At 64.0% G+C, this 18,873-nt stretch carries 16 protein-coding genes; 14 read left to right on the forward strand and 2 right to left on the reverse strand.

Features of this window, described 5'->3' with window-relative positions:
* Window positions 1–13: 13 nt before the first annotated feature.
* A complete protein-coding gene (locus tag J1C56_RS24125; RefSeq protein WP_214392547.1) occupies window positions 14–1,171 on the reverse strand; it encodes an efflux RND transporter periplasmic adaptor subunit in 1,158 nt (385 codons plus the stop codon).
* 227 nt (window positions 1,172–1,398) lie between these two features.
* Window positions 1,399–2,226 carry a MurR/RpiR family transcriptional regulator gene (locus tag J1C56_RS24130; protein ID WP_214392548.1) on the reverse strand — a complete coding sequence of 276 codons (828 nt, stop codon included), beginning with the start codon at window positions 2,224–2,226 and terminating at the stop codon, window positions 1,399–1,401.
* Window positions 2,227–2,385: 159 nt separating this feature from the next.
* Between J1C56_RS24130 and J1C56_RS24135 the strand changes: the two genes are divergently transcribed.
* The 14 genes from J1C56_RS24135 (at window position 2,386) to J1C56_RS24200 (ending at window position 18,864) form a co-directional block, all read left to right on the forward strand.
* Entirely contained in the window at window positions 2,386–3,207 is an 822-nt protein-coding gene (locus tag J1C56_RS24135) for an N-formylglutamate amidohydrolase (RefSeq protein ID WP_214392549.1), read from the forward strand.
* Window positions 3,208–3,225: 18 nt separating this feature from the next.
* Window positions 3,226–4,785, forward strand: a complete 1,560-nt coding sequence (locus J1C56_RS24140) for an amino acid permease (RefSeq protein ID WP_214392550.1) — start codon at window positions 3,226–3,228, stop codon at window positions 4,783–4,785.
* A 108-nt stretch (window positions 4,786–4,893) separates the two neighbouring features.
* Window positions 4,894–6,264, forward strand: coding sequence for a glutamine synthetase family protein (locus J1C56_RS24145; RefSeq protein WP_214392551.1), 1,371 nt, complete (start codon window positions 4,894–4,896; stop codon window positions 6,262–6,264).
* A 74-nt stretch (window positions 6,265–6,338) separates the two neighbouring features.
* Window positions 6,339–7,727, forward strand: a complete 1,389-nt coding sequence (locus tag J1C56_RS24150; RefSeq protein ID WP_214392552.1) for an aldehyde dehydrogenase family protein — start codon at window positions 6,339–6,341, stop codon at window positions 7,725–7,727.
* Between the two features lie 38 nt (window positions 7,728–7,765).
* Window positions 7,766–8,938 (forward strand): iron-containing alcohol dehydrogenase, encoded by a 1,173-nt coding sequence (locus J1C56_RS24155; RefSeq protein WP_214392553.1) that lies wholly within the window; start codon window positions 7,766–7,768, stop codon window positions 8,936–8,938.
* 239 nt (window positions 8,939–9,177) lie between these two features.
* Window positions 9,178–10,284: an ABC transporter substrate-binding protein gene (locus tag J1C56_RS24160; protein ID WP_214392554.1), complete on the forward strand. Its 1,107-nt coding sequence runs from the start codon at window positions 9,178–9,180 to the stop codon at window positions 10,282–10,284.
* Between the two features lie 64 nt (window positions 10,285–10,348).
* Window positions 10,349–11,263 (forward strand): ABC transporter permease, encoded by a 915-nt coding sequence (locus J1C56_RS24165; RefSeq protein ID WP_420797429.1) that lies wholly within the window; start codon window positions 10,349–10,351, stop codon window positions 11,261–11,263.
* Window positions 11,260–12,051 carry an ABC transporter permease gene (locus J1C56_RS24170; RefSeq protein WP_214392555.1) on the forward strand — a complete coding sequence of 264 codons (792 nt, stop codon included), beginning with the start codon at window positions 11,260–11,262 and terminating at the stop codon, window positions 12,049–12,051. Before J1C56_RS24165 ends, J1C56_RS24170 begins: the two co-directional genes overlap by 4 nt.
* A gap of 19 nt (window positions 12,052–12,070) precedes the next feature.
* Window positions 12,071–13,135, forward strand: a complete 1,065-nt coding sequence (locus tag J1C56_RS24175; protein WP_214392556.1) for an ABC transporter ATP-binding protein — start codon at window positions 12,071–12,073, stop codon at window positions 13,133–13,135.
* Window positions 13,136–13,509: 374 nt separating this feature from the next.
* Window positions 13,510–14,421, forward strand: coding sequence for a LysR family transcriptional regulator (locus tag J1C56_RS24180; RefSeq protein WP_214392557.1), 912 nt, complete (start codon window positions 13,510–13,512; stop codon window positions 14,419–14,421).
* Window positions 14,422–14,557: 136 nt separating this feature from the next.
* Complete coding sequence (locus tag J1C56_RS24185) at window positions 14,558–15,712, forward strand: ABC transporter substrate-binding protein (protein WP_214392558.1); 1,155 nt, start codon at window positions 14,558–14,560, stop codon at window positions 15,710–15,712.
* Between the two features lie 208 nt (window positions 15,713–15,920).
* Window positions 15,921–16,919, forward strand: a complete 999-nt coding sequence (locus J1C56_RS24190; RefSeq protein WP_214392559.1) for an ABC transporter ATP-binding protein — start codon at window positions 15,921–15,923, stop codon at window positions 16,917–16,919.
* Entirely contained in the window at window positions 16,916–17,887 is a 972-nt protein-coding gene (locus tag J1C56_RS24195) for an ABC transporter permease (protein WP_214392560.1), read from the forward strand. Before J1C56_RS24190 ends, J1C56_RS24195 begins: the two co-directional genes overlap by 4 nt.
* 161 nt (window positions 17,888–18,048) lie before the next feature.
* A complete protein-coding gene (locus J1C56_RS24200; protein WP_115730872.1) occupies window positions 18,049–18,864 on the forward strand; it encodes an ABC transporter permease in 816 nt (271 codons plus the stop codon).
* Window positions 18,865–18,873 lie beyond the last annotated feature (9 nt).

Raw genomic sequence — 18,873 nt, forward strand, 5'->3', positions numbered from 1 at the left:
TCGGCGCTCCCGCTCAGGAGCCGCTGCCGGCGGGCTCGCGGCCGGCAATCAAAAGCTCTGCCCCTTCGCGCACCGTGTGGATGCCTTCGGTCACGACCTTGTCGCCGGCGGTCAGTGCCGCCTGCACCAGCACGCTGTCGGTGTTGCGCTGGATGATGCGCACAGGCACGCGCTTGGCCTTGCCGTTGTCGAGCGCCCAGACGAAGGCGCCGTCGCCGCCCCACTGGATCGCCAGCGGGTCGACCGATGGATAGGTGTCGCCGGGAAACTGCATCGCGACCTGGAACGACATGCCGGCGCGCAGCATGTCGCCGTCATTGTCGAGGCGGGCCTGGATACGCAGCGTCCGGCTCTGTTCGTCGAGCCGGTTGTCGACAGCGCTGACAACGCCTTCGATGACCTGGCCGGGACGGGCGACAGAGTTGGCCGTCAGCGGTGCGCCGACCGCAATCAGGCCGGTGAAACGCTCCGGCACCCAGAAGTCGACGATGATGCGCGAGCGATCGTCGATGGTGGCGATGGTGGTCTGGCTGGTGACGTAGTTGCCGGCCTCGACCGGCAGGATGCCGACGATGCCGGCGATGGGGGCGATGATGGTGCGGCGGTCGAGCGCGAGTGCTGCGTCGCGCACCGCAAGGCGCGCGTTCTCGAGCGCCAGTTCCGCTTCCTTGAGCTGCACCGTGGTCGCCGTGTTGGTGGCGCGCAGCGCCTTGATACGCTCCAGCGATGCCTCGGCATCGCCCTGCGCGATGCGGGCGCGTTCGAGCGCGATCTCTTCTGAATCCGAATCGAGCTTGGCTATGACCCCGCCAGCCTCGACCTTCTCGCCGGCGCCGACCGCGATCTCGGTCAGCCGCCCGGAGGCGTAAGGGTTGATGACGACCGAGTTGAGCGCCCGGCCGGTGCCGATTGCCGACAGCCGGTCGTTGATCGTGCCCGAAGCTACTGTCTGGGTGACGACAGGTGTCTGCGGCTGGCCGCCGCGATTGCCGCCCTGGCGGTTGCCGCCGCTGCCGCCGCGCGCCGTCTGCGGCTGTTCCGTCTTGGCCTGGGCCCAGTCGATGCCCCAACTGGCGAGAACCGTGCGCGAACTCGGCACCAGCAGCACCCAACCGGCGGCTGCCGCAAGTACAATGCCAATTGCCAAGACAATCTGCTTCCAGGCGGCCATGCGTACTCCGGTCTGCTGCGTTTTCGTTCCGCTCGGGAACACGTGGCTTCTCATCGCTGGCAAAGCACTGCGCCGTCGCCGCACCTCGCCAAGGATCGTTCGTCGGCAACCGGGCGCAAGCCCGCAAGGGCGCGCCAGTATAGCCTAGTTCGTCAGCCGAGGCTTAGGGCAATTCTCGGCCCGTAGCACATTAAATCTGCGTAATATTTGCGGGATTGTCTCTTGGTTCAGCGCAGATCCTCGATCGCGCGGATGCGCTTTGCGCCTTCGCTTTCGAGCTGGCGCGTCAGGGCGCCGATCACCGCTTCGGCGGCGACGAACAGCGATGCCGACGAATCCCAGGCCGAAGGCACGGCCGTGCGCCCGGCAATGACGTGGCGGGCGAAACGTGCGATCGGCGACAGCCACTGGTCGGTGAACAGGACGATCGTCGCGCCCCTGTTGTGTGCCTTCTCGGCGAAGCGGATCAGGCTGTCCTGGTAGCGGCGGATGTCAAAGATCAGCAGCGTGTCGCGCTTGCCCATGTCGATCAGCCTGTCGCGCCACAGGCTTTCCTGGCCGACGAGATGGGTGACGTTGGGCCGGATCAGGTTGAGATGGGCTGCCATGTAGCGTGCCAGCGGATCGGTGAAGCGGCCACCGACGAGGTAGACATGTGCCTTCGGGCTGGCGAGCTGGGCAACGATGTCGGCCAGCTGCCGCTCGGAAATATGCCTGAATGTCTCGCGGATGTTTTCAAGCACCGCTTCCAGGATGGGGGCTGTCGAAGCGGGCAGGGGCGATTGGGTGGTGTTGGTGCGCGACGCCGGCGACTGCAGCTGGGCTGCCAGCTCGTCCTGCAGTGCCGACTGGAACTCGGGATAGTTCTGGAATCCGAGCCTGGCAACGAAGCGCAGGATCGTCGGTGACGAAACGCCGGCCTGCTGCGAGAATTCGGCCACCGTCTTCAGCCCGATCAGCGGGTAGGATGCGATCAGCGTCTGCGCTGCCCGGCGCTCGCCGGCAGGCATCGTGTCGATCTTTTCGGTGATCAGTTCGGCAACGCTCGAAACCATCTCATCCCCTGCTGTATTGGTTGACGCCCTGGCCCAGCGCACAGTCTGGCTCAGGCCTGAAATGACATTTGACAAACTCCTGCAAAGTGTATGAAATCATCCACAGGGGCGCAATGAACAAAAATACGTAACATACGATACGGCCCCGGGGATGACTGAATGGGATCGGGCCAGGCCGCTGCGCGTGCAATGTCGAATGCCGTCCGGGTTACAAACCGGGCCGGGCGCAGCCCCTTTGTCATCCTGTGCGATCATGCCTCCAATCATCTGCCCGCAAGCTTTGGCACGCTCGGCCTCGATGCGTCCGAGATGCTGCGCCACATCGCCTGGGATCCCGGCGCCTTGCCTGTCGCCCAGCGCCTGGCCGAGGGTCTCGATGCCACGCTTGTCGAATCCTGCGTCTCGCGGCTCGCCATCGACTGCAACCGCCCGCTCGGCGCCCACGACCTGATCCCGGAGATCAGCGAAACCACCGCCATTCCGGGAAACGCGGCACTTTCGGCCACTCAGCGCGAGGCGCGAATCGCGCTATCATGGCGCCCGTTCCACGATGCGATCGACGAGGTCGTTGCGGAACGGCTCCGCGAGGGGCGGGAGACGAGACTGGTGTCTGTCCATTCCTTCACTCCTGTCTACAAGGGCGTTTCGCGCCCCTGGCACATTGGCATCATCCATGACGAGGACTCCCGGCTCGCCGCTCCGCTGATCGCGGCGCTGCAGGGGCTCGACGGCATAACAGTCGGCGTCAACGAGCCCTATGCTCCAGCCGACCGCGTCTACTTCACCCTGGAACACCACGGCAGGTCGCGCGGCCTGCCGTGCGCGATGATCGAAATCCGCAACGACGAAATCTCGGCGCAGACCGGGCAGCGGAAATGGGCGGATCTGCTCACGGGCATCTTTGCGGAGCTCGAACCGGAGGCGGGTGACGCAGCCCCCTTCCAGGCGAGCCCCGGCCGCGCAGCTCAATCAAAGGCATAACAATAAGGGGACACTGAAATGGCAGCACCTGGTTATTCCGAGAAAGACAAGAGCGAGGACGTCCAAGTCCTCCACAGCATGGGCTACGCCCAGGAACTCGAACGGCGAATGAGCCAGTTCTCGAATTTCGCGGTTTCGTTCTCCATCATCTGCATCCTGTCAGGCGGCATCAATTCGCTGGCGCAGGCGACCTCAGGCGCCGGCGGTGCCGCCATCGGCATCGGCTGGCCGCTCGGCTGCTTCGTGTCGCTGGTGTTCGCGGTGGCCATGGCGCAGATCAGCTCGGCCTATCCAACGGCCGGCGGCCTCTATCACTGGGGTTCGATCCTCGGCAACCGCTTCACCGGCTGGCTGACCGCCTGGTTCAACCTGCTCGGTCTCGTCACCGTGCTCGGCGCCATCAATGTCGGCACCTACTACTTCTTCATGGGCGCCTTCGGCACGTCCTACCTCGGGCTCGAAGACACCACCACCACCCGCATCATCTTCCTAGCCATCATCACCGGGTTGCAGGCGCTGGTGAATCACATGGGCATCGGCCTCACCGCCAAGCTCACTGATTTCTCCGGCTATCTCATCTTCGCAACCGCGATCGCGCTCGCCGTCGTCTGCCTGGCAGCCGCCGACAGCTATGAAGTCAGCCGGCTGTTCACCTTCTCCAACTATTCGGGCGAAGCGGGCGGCAATGTCTGGCCGACCAACTCGTCGATGTGGGTGTTCCTGCTCGGCCTGTTGCTGCCGATCTACACCATCACCGGCTACGATGCCTCGGCGCATACCTCGGAAGAGACGCTGAAGGCGGCTCATTCGGTGCCGCGCGCCATGATCGGTTCGGTGCTGTGGTCGGCTCTGTTCGGCTACATCATGCTGTGCTCGTTCGTGCTGATGCTGCCGAGCATGGATGCGGCAGCAGCCCAGGGCTGGAACGTGTTCTTCTGGGCGATGACCGAACAGGTCAACCCGGTGGTCAAGGACCTGCTCTATCTCGCCATCTTCGTCGCCCAGTGGCTTTGCGGTCTGGCGACCGTGACGTCGGTGTCGCGCATGATCTTCGCCTTCTCGCGTGACGGCGGCCTGCCGGGCTCCAAGGCACTTGCCAAGGTCAGCCCGACCTATCGCACGCCGGTGGCTGCGATCTGGACCGGCTCCATCCTGTCTGTCCTGTTCGTCTGGGGTTCGTCGCTGGTCTCCATCGGCGAGACGCCGGTCTACACCATCGTCGTCGCCTGCACGGTCATCTTCCTGTTCTTCTCCTTCACAATTCCGATCGCGCTTGGCCTGGTGGCCTGGGGCACCTCGAAGTGGGACAAGATGGGTCCGTTCAATCTCGGCGAAGGTGTCTTCAAGCTGTTCGCCGTGCTTTCGATCATCGCCATGATCCTGATCTTCGTGATCGGCATCCAGCCGCCGAACGACTGGGCGCTCTATATCACCGTCGGCTTCCTGATCGTCACCGGCGTTGTCTGGTTCGGCTTCGAAGCACGCCGCTTCCAGGGGCCTCCGATCGGTGACCAGGTGGCCAAGCGCGCTGCCGAGATCGCAGCGGCCGAACGCGCCGTCGGCGAAACCGGACACTGACAGTCCTCGATATGGCCGTGGCCGGCCAAGTGCCGGCCACGTCTCGTTTCAACCCTCAGAACGATCTTCCAAAAACCTGAAAGTGGCATTGCCCGGAGCGGAACAAAAATGGCTGGAAATCTCTCATTCGATCAGTTGAAGAAGGCTGTCGCCTCAGGCGAGATCGACACGGTGCTTGCCTGCGCCGTCGACATGCAGGGCCGTCTGGTCGGCAAGCGGTTTTTGGCCAAGTACTTCGTTGAGTCCGCCTATGACGAGACCCATGGCTGCAACTATTTGCTGGCCAACGACATCGATATGGAGCCGGTGCCCGGCTACAAGGCCGCAAGCTGGTCGAAAGGCTATGGCGACTTCGTCATGAAGCCCGACCTCAACACCATCCGCAACGTGCCTTGGCTCGAAAAGACGGCGCTGCTGCTCTGCGACTTGCAGGATCACCACACGCATGAGGATCTGGCGCATTCGCCGCGCGGCATCCTGCGCAAGCAGGTCAAGCGGCTGCAGGATCGCGGCTATCTCGCCTATTTCGCCTCCGAGCTCGAATTCTACCTGTTCTCCGAAACCTACGATTCGGCCCGCGCCAAGCACTGGCAGAACCTCGACACCGCCTCGCCCTATATCGGCGACTACCTGATCGGCATCACCACCAAGGAAGAAGGCGTCATGCGCCGGCTTCGCAACGAGATGGAAGCCGCCGGCATCCCGATCGAGAACTCCAAGGGCGAGTGGGGCCCGGGCCAGGAAGAGATCAACGTCCGCTACGCCGAAGTGCTTGAGATGGCCGACCGCCATGTCATCCTGAAGAACGGCGCCAAGGAGATCGCGGCTTCGGAAGGCAAGGCGATCTCATTCATGTCCAAGTACAATTACGGTCTCGCCGGCAACTCCAGCCACATCCACAATTCGCTGTGGAGTGCCGACGGCAAGACACCGCTGTTCTACGAAAAGGGTGCTGAGTGGACGCTGTCCAAGCTCGGCCAGCAATGGTCGGCCGGCCAGCTCAAATATGCCAAGGAGTTCACCTGGTTCCTGGCGCCCTACATCAATTCCTACAAGCGCTTCCAGTCGGGCACTTTTGCGCCGACCAAGATCATGTGGAGCGAGGACAACCGCACCGCCGGCTTCCGCCTCTGCGGCGAAGGCACCAAGGGCATCCGCATGGAATGCCGCATCGGCGGCGCCGACCTCAATCCCTATCTCGCTTTTGCCGCACTGATCGCCGCCGGCCTCGCCGGCATTGATGAAAAGCTCGAGCTGCAGAAGCCGTTCGTCGGCGACGCGTATCAGGCGGCCAGCCTGCCCGAGATTCCAAAGACCCTGCGCGATGCCACCGAGACCCTGGCATCGTCCAAGATGCTACGGGAAGCCCTCGGCGAGGAGGTTGTCGACCACTACGTCCACACCGCGCGCTGGGAACAGTTCGAATACGACCGCCGCATCACCGACTGGGAGCTGCACAGAGGCTTCGAGCGGTACTAAAGTCATCATCATTGCGTGACCCTCCTTTGGCCTGCCGGCCAGGGGAGGGTGTTGAACTTGGAAGGACAAAAAACATGACCGAGACGGTCAAACTCAAATCCCCCATCGATGGCTCGATCTTTGTCGAGCGGCCGGTCGCTTCCGACCAGGCGATCAATGCCGCGGTCGAGCGCGCGCGCGCAGCACAAGCCGACTGGGCCAAGGTGCCGGTCGCCGAGCGCGCCGCCTACATGCTCAAGATGCTCGAAGCACTCGTTGCCATGAGCGACGAGATCGTGCCTGAGCTGGCCTGGCAGATGGGCCGGCCGACCCGCTATGGCGGCGAGTTCGGCGGCGTCAGGGAACGCACCCAATATATGGTCGAGATCGCCGAGCAGGCGCTCAAGCCGGTTCTCGCGTCCAATCCCAAGGACGGCTTCCTCCGCTACGTGAAGAAGGACCCGCTCGGCGTGGTCATGGTCATCGCGCCGTGGAATTACCCCTATCTCACCGCCGTCAACACCATCGTGCCTGCACTGATCGCCGGCTCGACCGTCATCCTCAAGCATGCCGCGCAGACGCTGCTCGTCGGCGAACGCTTCGCCAAGGCTTTTGAAGTCGCCGGCCTTCCGAAGTACGTTTTCCAGAACCTGGTGCTCAACCATGCCCAGACCGAGAAGCTGCTCGGCTCGGGCAAGATCGACCACGTCAACTTCACTGGCTCGGTGGCTGGCGGCCGCGCCATCGAGAAGGCCGCGGCCGGTACCTTCATGACGCTCGGTCTCGAGCTCGGCGGCAAGGACCCGGCCTATGTCCTGCCGGACGCCAAGCTCGACCATGCGGTTGCCAATCTGGTCGAAGGCGCGTTCTTCAACTCGGGCCAGTGCTGCTGCGGCATCGAGCGCGTCTACGTCCACGAGAAGATCTACGACCAGTTCGTCGAGGGCTTCATCGCCGAGACCAGGAGCTACGTGCTCGGTAACCCGCTCGAACAGGCAACGACGATGGGGCCGATGGCCCAGGCGCGCCTCGCCGACTTCATCCGCGAGCAGAAGGCCGAAGCCCTGCGCAAGGGTGCGGTCGCGCACATGAACACCAAAGACGCCCAAGACAAGGAAGGTTCGCCCTACCTGCCGGCGGAGGTGCTGACCAATGTCGACCACCAGATGTCCGTCATGCGTGACGAAAGCTTCGGCCCCGTCGTCGGCATCATGAAGGTGCGCAATGACGAAGAGGCGATCGCGTTGATGAACGACAGCCCCTACGGCCTGACCGCCTCGATCTGGACCGCCGACACCGAGCACGCCATCTCGGTCGGCGACCGCGTCGAGACGGGCACCGTGTTCATGAACCGCTGCGACTATCTCGATCCGGCACTCGTGTGGACCGGCGTCAAGGACACCGGCAAGGGTGCTGCCCTGTCGCAGATCGGCTACGACAACCTGACCCGGCCGAAGTCCTATCACCTGCGCGAAAAGATCTGATTTCCCGAACACCAATCTGATTTCCTGAAAGCGAAGACATGTCCAAACTCGTTTCCAAGTGGAACTACCCGACAACAGTTCGTTTCGGCGCCGGCCGCATCTCCGAGCTGCCCGATGTGCTTGCCGCCACCGGCATCAAGAAGCCGCTGTTCGTCACCGATCCGGGCCTTGCCAAACTGCCGGTCGTGGCCTCGACGCTGAAGATCCTCGACGACGCCAAGGTGCCCTACGGCGTCTTCTCCGACGTCAAGCCGAACCCGGTCGAATCGAACCTCACCGCCGGCATCGCGGTATTCAAGAAGGGCAAGCATGACGGCGTCATCGCCTTCGGCGGCGGCTCGGCGCTCGATTTGGGCAAGCTGATCGCCTTCCAGGCCGGACAGACGCTTCCAGTGTGGGATTTCGAGGACGTCGGCGACTGGTGGACCCGCGCAAACTCGGATGCGATCGCCCCGATCATCGCCGTGCCGACCACGGCCGGCACCGGTTCCGAAGTCGGCCGCGCCGGCGTCATCACCAATGAAGAGACCCACACCAAGAAGGTCATCTTCCATCCCAAGCTTTTGCCGGCGATCGTCATCGCCGATCCGGAGCTTTCGGTCGGCATGCCGTCCTTCATCACCGCCGGCACCGGCATGGACGCCTTCGCGCACTGCCTCGAAGCCTATTGCGCGCCTGGCTACCATCCGATGGCCGACGGCATCGCGGTTGAAGGCATCCGGCTGGTGTTCGAGAACCTGCCCAAGGCCTATGCCAACGGCAAGGACTTGGCGGCGCGCGCCCACATGATGAGCGCTGCCGCGATGGGTGCCGCCGCCTTCCAGAAAGGCCTGGGCGCGATCCATTCGCTGTCGCATCCGATCGGCGCGCTCTACGACACCCACCACGGCATGACCAACGCCGTGTTCATGCCCTATGTGCTCGCCTTCAACCGCGACGCCATCGAGGAGCGCATCGCGCGCCTGTCCGCCTATTGCGGCATCAAGGGCGGCTTCGACGGTTTCGCCAAGGCGGTGATCAAGCTGCGCAAGGAACTCAAGGTGCCGCACGCGCTGCCCGGCCTGATCAAGGGCCTCGACATGGACAAGAAGCGCAAGGCCCTGATCGCCGACATGGCGGTCGTCGATCCGACCGCTGGCGGCAACCCGGTCAAGCTCAGCAAGAAGGCGGCGCTCGGCTTGCTTGAAAACGCCATCGAAGGGACGGTTTGAGACTAGTGCTGGGACACGATCCCGAATTGTATAGTCGGCAAAACAAAGGGGAGGGGTTTGGGAGGCATCCGGAATTTAATTAGCCGGTAAACAACGGCGACGATTGCGACAACCGATTAAAAGTAGTTAACTTTTTTCCACTGCGGGCGCCGGCTTCATGGAACTTTCATGTGACTGTCACATGGAGTCGATACCGCATCGCAGGCGTCTCATGGCGTCAGTTCAACGGAGAGAACAACATGTTCAAGTTTGCAGGGAAAGTGCTTTCCCTAAGCGCGGCGTCGCTGATGGTGACGACGGCTTTTGTGTCGGCCCAGGATATGGCCGCACTCGAAGCCGCCGCGAAGGCGGAGGGCCAGCTGACCACGATCGCGCTGCCGCATGACTGGTGCGGCTATGGCGCCGTCATCGAAGGTTTCAAGAAGAAGTATCCCGAGATCACCGTCAACGAGCTGAACCCCGACGCGGGCTCCAGCGACGAGATCGAAGCCATTAAGGCGAACAAGGACAACAAGGGCCCGCAGGCGCCTGACGTCATCGACGTCGGTCTCTCCTACGGCCCGCAGGCCAAGGCCGATGGCCTGATCCAGCCTTACAAGGTCGCGACCTGGGATTCGATCCCGGACACCGCCAAGGATGCTGACGGCTTCTGGTACGGCGACTATTACGGCGTGCTGTCCTTCGAAGTGAACAAGGACCTCGTCAAGAACGTGCCGGCCGACTGGGCCGACCTGCTCAAGGACGAATACAAGAACTCGGTTGCGCTCGCCGGTGACCCGCGCGCGTCCAACCAGGCGATCCAGGGCGTCTATGCCGCCGGTCTCGGCTCGGGTGCCACCGACGCCGCTTCGGCTGCCGAGAAGGGCCTCGCCTTCTTCAAGGAACTGAACGCCAAGGGCAACTTCGTGCCGGTCATCGGCAAGTCGGCCACCCTCGCACAGGGCCAGACCCCGATCCTGATCACCTGGGACTACAACGCCCTTGCTGGCCGCGACACGCTCAACGGCAACCCGCCGGTCGACGTCGTCGTCCCGGCTTCGGGCGTCGTTGCCGGCGTCTATGTCCAGGCGATCAGCGCCTATGCGCCGCATCCGAACGCAGCCAAGCTGTGGATGGAGTATCTCTACTCCGACGAAGGTCAGCTCGGCTGGCTGAAGGGCTACTGCCACCCGATCCGCTTCAACGATCTCGCCAAGAACGGCAAGATCCCGCAGGAGATGCTCGACAAGCTGCCGCCGGCCGCTGCCTATGAAAAGGCCGTGTTCCCGACGCTTGACGACCAGGCCAAGGGCAAGGAAGCGATCACCAAGCAGTGGGATGCCGTTGTCGGCGCCAACGTTCAGTAACTGAACATCTGCTATCGCGGGCGGCTTCGCGGCCGCCCGCTTTTTCTCTCAAGACGGCGCCCCGATGACCCAAGCCAGCATATCAGACACGGCCATCGCCTCACGCTCCGCTCCGCCGGACGCTCGCAGCGGTTTCCGCTTGCCGACCCATTGGCTCGGCGTTGCGCCATTCTTCATCTTCGCCCTGATGTTTTTGATCCTGCCGACGCTCTATCTCGTCGTCGGCGCGTTCCAGAACGACCAGGGCCAGTACACGCTCGACAACATCCGCCAGCTCTTCATCGACAAGTCGATCCGCGATGCCTACTGGGTATCGATCAAGATCAGCTTCTGGTCGGCCACCGTCGGCGCCTTCATCGGCCTGGCCATGGCGATCGCCATCGTGCGCGGTGGCTTGCCCGCCTGGGTGCGCTCGTCGACGATGACGTTTTCGGGCGTCGCCTCCAATTTCGCCGGCGTGCCGCTGGCATTCGCCTTCCTCGCCACGCTCGGGCGTCTCGGCTTGGTTACCGTGCTTCTGCGTGGCATCGGCATCGACATCTACGCGCTGGGCTTCAACGTGCTCACGTCGTGGGGCCTCATCATCGTCTACCTGTTCTTCCAGATCCCGCTGATGATCGTCATCATCACGCCGGCGATCGATGGGCTGAAGCGTGAATGGGGCGAGGCGGCTGCCACGCTCGGCGCCACCACCTGGCAGTACTGGCGCATGGTCGTCATCCCGGTGCTGTGGCCGAGCTTCCTCGGCACCGTCATCCTGCTGTTCGCCAATTCCTTCGGCGCCATCGCCACGGCTTATGCCTTCACCGGCTCGTCGCTCAACATCGTGCCGATCAAGCTCTATGCCCAGATCCGCGGCGACGTGCTGCACAATCCGCATCTCGGCTACGCGCTGGCCTTCGGCATGATCGTCGTCACCGGCCTCGCCAACATCTTCTACATCTGGTTCCGCACCCGCAGCGAGAGGTGGCTGAAATGAAGACCAGTCGCTTCTGGGCCTGGCTCGTCTTTGTCGTCGGTGCCGCCTATTTCTTCATTCCGCTGATCGCCACCTTCGAGTTCTCGCTGCGCATGCGCCGCGGCGTCTATTCCTTTGACGCCTACCGCGTCGTGCTCGGCGATGCGCGTTTCCAGGAGACCTTCGCCTATTCGGTGACGGTCGCCGTGTTCACCATCCTGCTCGGCGTGTTCCTCGTCGTGCCGACCGCCTACTGGATCAGGCTGCGCATGCCGCAGCTGAGGCCTATCGTCGAGTTCATCACGCTTTTGCCGCTGGTCATCCCGGCGATCGTCATCGTCTTCGGCTACATCAGGATGTACGGCTCGAACTCGCCGCTGCCGTTCCTCGGCTCGGCGCGCGGCACCGACGCGCTCCTGGTCATCGGCTATGCGACGCTGGCACTGCCTTACATGTACCGGGCCGTCGACACCGGCCTGCGCACCATCGACGTGCGCACGCTGACCGAGGCGGCCCAGATTCTCGGTGCCGGCTGGACCACGATCATCGCCCGCGTCATCCTGCCCAACGTGCTGATCGCCGTGCTGTCGGGCGCCTTCCTGACCTTCGCCATCGTCATCGGCGAGTTCACCCTGGCCAGCCTGCTCAACCGCCCGGCCTTCGGTCCTTATCTGCAGAACATCGGCGCCAACCGCGCCTATGAGCCGGCCGCGCTTGCGGTCATCGCGTTTGCCATCACCTGGGGCTGCATGTCGGTGATCCAGATCCTCGCACGTTTCGCGCCGAAGTCGGCAAACCGCCCGAACTGAACAAGAAGAGCACAAGCCAATGGCCGATCCCTTTCTCAGCATCCAGAACGTCAAGAAGTCTTTCGGCAACGTCGCCGTGGTCAAGGACTTCAACCTCGACGTCGGTGCCGGCGAGTTCGTCTCCTTCCTCGGGCCATCGGGCTGCGGCAAGACCACCATGCTGCGCATCGTCGCCGGCTTCGAGGAGCCCAGCGCCGGCAAGGTGCTGATCGGCGGCAAGGACGTCACCGGCCTCAAGCCCAACCAGCGCAACATCGGCATGGTGTTCCAGGCCTACGCGCTGTTCCCCAATCTGACCGTCGCCCAGAACATCGGCTTCGGCCTCAAGGTCGCCGGCATGCCCAAGGCCGAGGCCCAGGCGCGCATCGACGAGATGCTCGGCATCATCAAGCTGCCCGACTTCGGCGATCGCTATCCCTACCAGCTCTCCGGCGGCCAGCAGCAGCGCATTGCGCTCGCGCGCGCCCTTGCGCCGAAGCCCAAGCTCTTGCTGCTCGACGAGCCGCTGTCGGCGCTCGACGCCAAGGTGCGCATCTCGCTGCGCGAGGAAATCCGCTCGATCCAGAAGAAGCTAGGCATCACCACCATCTTCGTCACCCACGACCAGGAAGAGGCGCTGTCGATGTCCGACCGCATCGTGGTGATGAACGAGGGCCGCGCCGACCAGACCGGCACGCCGTTCGAGATCTACAACCGCCCGTCGACCAAGTTCGTCGCCAATTTCGTCGGCACGCTCAACGTGCTCGAAGGCACGATCAGCGACGCGGCTTCCGGCACCGTCAAGATCAACGCTGAGGAGATCGGCCTCAAGGGCAAGCTCAACGGCTCCAAGTCTGGCGACACGCTGTCGCTCGCGCTGCGTCCCGAGGCGATCTCGCTTGGCCGCAAGGCCGGCAACGATTCGAACCTCACCGGCCAGATCGCCGACGTGCATTTCCTGGGCTCGGTCATCCGCGTCCGCGTCGGCGTCGGCCAGAACGTCGTCTCGCTCGACACCTTCAACAGCCCGAGCAGCCCGCCGCCGGTCGTCGGCCAGAAGACCGAGATCAGTTTTTCCTCCGGCGACGTGCTGGTGCTGCACTAGGGGGCTTTGTATCGAACAAATCCCAAGCAAAGCGGGGAAGGCTTTCCCCGCTTTTTGCTTTTTTGGCTGGCGCTGCCTTGGGCTTTCGCCGCAGCCCGGCAGTTCGGCGCAGATCGCCATGCGCCTCATTCCTTCGCACCCCTCTCTGGCCTGCCGGCGTTCGACGCTCGAAAAGCCAAGCAATTGGCTTTTCGTCCGCTACGCGGACTGCGTCTCACCCCCCACAAGGAGGGAGATTAGTCTCGTCGCCGGCGGCGCTCATCCTGGAACATCGTAGGGATTAGCCTAGCGATGTTGGCGATTGGCCGAGAGGTCGATGACGGACGGCCCCGAGCCCCCTTCCCAAACCCGCCGCCGCCCTGTTTAGTCCCGACATGGCCTTCACGCTTCGTCAGCTTCAGTTCTTCGTCGCCGTCGCCGAGCAGGGCACGATTTCGCGCGCGGCGCAGAACCTGTCGATCTCGCAGTCGTCGGTCACCGAGGCGATCAAGGAACTGGAGGGCGACCTCGGCGTCGAGCTGTTCGAGCGCCATCCGCGCGGCCTCAACATCACCCACAAGGGCCACCAGTTCCTGCGCCACGCCACCAAGATCCTCGCCGACGTCTCGGACGCCCGGCGTACCTTCTTTGGCGGCCAGACGGCAACGACTGGCCAGCTCAAGCTCGGCGTCACTTCGCTTGTCGCCGGCTACGTCCTGTCCGACCTGCTGGCGCGCTACCGTCGCGCCCATCCGGCGGTCGAGATTTCGGCGATCGAGGACAATGGCGACTATCTCGAGCACCTTTTGGTCGGCGGCAAGCTCGACCTTGCCGTCATGGTGACCTCCAATCTGCGCGACCGCATGGCGCTGCAGTCGGAAATTCTCGAGGTCTCGGCCTACAGGCTGTGGCTGCCGCTCGGCCACCGGCTCGCTTCGGCCGAGATCATCAGCGTCGGCGACATCGCGTCCGAGCAGCTGATCATGCTGACGGTCGACGAGATCGAGGAGAACACCGGCAAGCTGCTTGCCGCCATCGGCGCCAAGCCGCATGTCGCCTTCCGCACGCGCTCGGTCGAGGCCGTGCGCTCACTGGTGGCGACCGGGGCAGGGGTGGCACTTTTGCCCGACCTCGTCTACCGGCCGTGGTCGCTCGAAGGCGACCGAATCGAATCCCGCGACGTCTCCGGTTCGCTGCCCGTGGTGCAGGTCGGCATGGTGTGGCGGCGCGGCTCGTCGCTGCCGGCGGCGGCGCGCGATTTCATCGGCATCGCCCAGGCGCAGCGCGCCGTCCGCCAGAAGCTTTGACGTAGCCGTCAGATATCGGAAAAACCGATATCACCCTTCTTTCGAATGAATTTGCGAAACCTGCGCTTTGGCAGCACCTTTCGTTTCAGGGCAATGCCGCCGGTCGAGAGCGGCTCCTGCAAATGGGAGGATCGAGATGAAGGCATTTCTGAAGTCCTGCACGGCAATCGCCTTGGCCTGCAGCTTTTCCGGCCAGGCGGTGGCGCAGGTCAAGGAAATCGGCGCCGGCGAAGGCCAGGTCAACATCATCGCCTGGCCGGGCTATATCGAGCGCGGCGAGACTGACAAGAATTACGACTGGGTGACGGAGTTCGAGAAGGCGTCGGGCTGCAAGGTCAACGTAAAGACCGCCGCCACCTCGGACGAAATGGTGGCGCTGATGAACGAGGGCGGCTTCGACCTCGTCACCGCCTCGGGCGATGCCTCGCTGCGCCTCGTCGCCGGCAAGCGCGTCCAGCCCATCAATACAGATCTCGTCAAGAGCTGGTCGACCGTCGACGAGCGCCTCAAGGATGCGCCGTGGTTCACCGTCGATGGCCAGCATTACGGCGTGCCCTATCAGTGGGGCCCGAACGTCTTGATGTACAACACCAGCGTCTTCAAGGAAGCGCCCAAGAGCTGGAACGTCGTGTTCGAGCCGATGGACCTGCCCGACGGCAAGCCCAACAAGGGCCGCGTCCAGGCCTATGACGGCGCGATCCACATCGCGGACGCCGCCAACTATTTGATGGCGCACAAGCCCGACCTCGGCATCAAGGATCCCTACGAGCTCAACGAGGACCAGTACAAGGCAGCGCTCGACCTGCTGCGCGTCCAGCGCACGCTTGTCGGCCGCTACTGGCACGACGCCATGATCCAGATCGACGACTTCAAGAACGAAGGCGTGGTTGCCTCGGGTTCCTGGCCGTTCCAGGTCAACCTGCTCGGCTCGGAAAAGCAGCCGGTGGGCTCGACCATTCCGGAGGAAGGCGCCACCGGCTGGGCCGATACCACGATGATGCATGCCGAGGCCGCCAATCCGAACTGCGCCTACATGTGGCTCGAGCATTCGCTGAACCCCAAGCTGCAGGGCGACCTTGCTGCCTGGTTCGGCTCGAACCCGGCAGTACCCGCGGCCTGCAAGGGCAACGAACTGCTGACCGACGCAGGCTGCAAGGCCAACGGCTTCGAGGACTTCGCCAAGATCAAGTTCTGGCGGACCCCGGTGTCGAAATGCGCCAGCCAGAACGACCAGTGCGTGCCCTACTACCGCTGGGTGTCGGACTATATCGGCGTTATCGGCGGCCGCTGAGGCCGGCAACGAACGATGCCCCCCTCGCCAGGCCGCGTTGCGGCCGCCCTCTCCCCCAGGGGAGAGGGGGTGGAGGGCACCAACCGACCTGAAACGACCGCCTGACGGCGGCAGACAAGCATCGGCGGCCGTGGGTCGGCCGGACGCGCAGCCATGGCCAGGCTATTTCACCTGGCCGCACATGGCCCAGACATCGGAAGCTTGAACGATGACCCCTGCAGTCGCCTTTCAGAAAACCTCACGCCACTTCGGCGCGGTGCGCGCGGTCGATGCGGTCGACCTCGAGATCCAGCAGGGCGAGTTCTTTGCCATGCTGGGGCCGTCGGGTTCGGGCAAGACGACCTGTCTCAGGCTGATTGCCGGTTTCGAGCAGCCGACCTCGGGCAGCATCTCGATCTTCGGCGAACGCGCCGAGGGCGTGCCGCCCTACCGGCGCAACGTCAACACGGTGTTCCAGGACTATGCGCTGTTCCCGCATCTCAACGTGCTCGACAACGTCGCCTACGGCCTGATGGTCAAGGGCATCAACCGGGACGAGCGCCACCGCGCCGCCGAGGATGCGCTCAAGCTGGTGCAGCTGCCTGGCTACGGCGGCCGCAAGCCGGGCCAGTTGTCGGGCGGCCAGCGGCAGCGCGTGGCGCTGGCGCGTGCGCTGGTCAACAAGCCCAAGGTGCTGCTGCTCGACGAGCCGCTCGGCGCGCTCGACCTCAAACTGCGGGAGAGCATGCAGGAAGAGCTCAAGCAGTTGCAGAAGGCACTCGGCATCACCTTCGTCTTCGTCACCCACGACCAGGGCGAGGCGCTGTCGATGGCCGACCGGGTCGCCGTCTTCAACGACGGCCGCATCAAGCAGGTCGGCGCGCCGGAGGATATCTACCAGCGCCCGGCGTCCCGTTTCGTCGCCGATTTCGTCGGCTCGTCCAACGTGCTGCCGCCCGATTTCGTCCAGCGCTATGCCGGCGAGCGGCGCTGGGGCAGCCTCAGGCCGGAGCAGATCCGCGTTCGCCGCGACACATCAGGCGACGGGGTCGCCGCGCGTGTCGTCTCGCGCCACTACCTCGGCGCTGCCACAAAACTTTCGCTCGACGCCGACGGCCTCAAGCTGCACGCAACGGTGCCGTCGGGCACTGCAGTTCCCGAAGACGGCGCGCATGTCATGCTGACCTTTAACCGCGACCAGCTGCACCTCATGGAGGAGCAGGCATGAGCGTCCAGGCTGTCACCGGCGCGACCGACGTGGCTGCCGCGATCCTGCCCAGGCGCGGCGGCCTGGCCGGTTCGCTGTCGGACCTGTTGTGGCGCCGGCCCGGCCTGCTGCTGTTGCTGATGCTGGGTCCGCCGCTGCTCTGGCTTGGCATTGTCTATGTCGGCTCGCTGATCGCCCTTCTGGCGCAGAGCTTCTTTTCGATCGACGAGTTCTCCGGGCTGATCAGCCGTGAGCTGACGCTCAAGACCTATGGCGACCTGCTTCGGCCGGCCAATCTCGACATCATCGTGCGCACGGTGACGATGGCGGCGGTGGTGACTTTGGCCTCGGCGGTCATCGCATTCCCGATCGCCTACTACGCCGCGCGCTATGCCCGCGGCACCTGGAAGGCGCTGTTTTATCTCGGCGTCATGCTGCCCTTGTGGTCGAGCTACTTGGTCAAGATCTATGCCTGGAAGCTGATCCTCGCCAAGGAGGGCATCCTCACCTGGCTGTTCGCCAAGCTGCATCTGTCGTGGCTGCTCGACGGCTGGCTGTCGCTGCCCGTGGTCGGCGGCAACTCGCTCTCGGTGTCGTTCACCGGCACTTTCATCGTTTTCGTCTATGTCTGGCTGCCGTTCATGATCCTGCCGATCCAGGCAGCCCTCGAACGCGTGCCCGGCAACCTCGTCGAGGCGTCGTCCGATCTCGGTGCCTCGCCCGGCCAGACGTTCCGCAACGTGCTGTTTCCGCTGGCGCTGCCCGGCATCGTCGCCGGCTCGATCTTCACCTTCTCGCTGACGCTCGGCGACTACATCATCCCGCAGATCATCGGCACGTCCCGGCTGTTCATCGGCCAGGCCGTCTATGCCCAACAGGGCACCGCCGGCAACATCCCGCTCGCCGCCGCCTTCACCGTGGTGCCCGTCGTCATCATGGGCTTCTACCTCTGGGGCGCCAAACGCATGGGGGCCTTCGATGCGCTGTGATGTCGTAAGTCGGCGCTGCCCCTCACCCTTACCCTCCCCCCGTAAGGACGGGGAGAGGGGGGCTTGGACGTTCCTGCAGTGTATCCTCTCCCCGTTGTTACGGGGAGAGGATGCCGGCAGGCAGGTGAGGGGCGGCGCAAGCCTGGAAGAAGGAGGCATCCATGCGCTCTGACCGTTCGCAATCAGCACCCCTCGGCATCAAGATCGCGGCCGCCGCGGGCCTTGCCTTCCTGCACCTGCCGATCCTTTTGATCTTCGTCTACGCCTTCACGACGGAAGAGAAGAGCTATCAGTGGCCGCCACCCGGCCTGACGACGCAGTGGTTCGCAGCCACCTGGGCTAGGCCCGATGTCTGGCAGGCGCTTGGCCTTTCAGTACAGGTCGCGGCAATCTCGACGGCGATCGCCCTGGTGCTCGGGACTTTGTGCGCCGCCGCGGTCAGCCAGACGAGGTTCTTCGGCCGCGAGGCGATCTCGCTGCTGGTCATCCTGCCCATCGCGCTGCCCGGCATCATTACCGGCATCGCCCTGCGCTCGGCCTTCAGCCTGGCGGAAATCCCGTTCTCGTTCTGGACGATCGTGCTCGGCCACGCCACCTTCTGCGTCGTGGTTGTCTACAACAACGCGGTGGCGCGATTCCGCCGCACCTCGGGCTCGCTGATCGAGGCGTCGATGGATCTCGGCGCCGACGGCTTCCAGACGTTCAGGCATGTGATCCTGCCCAACATCGGCACTGCGCTTCTGGCTGGCGGCATGCTGGCGTTCGCACTTTCGTTCGACGAGGTCATCGTCACCACCTTCACCGCCGGACAGCAGCAGACGCTGCCGATCTGGATGCTCGAGGAACTGGTGCGCCCGCGCCAGCGCCCGGTCACCAATGTCGTCGCCATGGTCGTGGTTCTCGCGACCCTGCTGCCTATCCTCGCCGCCTACTACCTGACCCGCGAAGGCGACCAGATCGCCGGGGCGGGGAAATGACAATGAGCG

This window comes from Aminobacter anthyllidis, assembly GCF_018555685.1.
Taxonomy (GTDB): Bacteria; Pseudomonadota; Alphaproteobacteria; order Rhizobiales; family Rhizobiaceae; genus Aminobacter; species Aminobacter anthyllidis.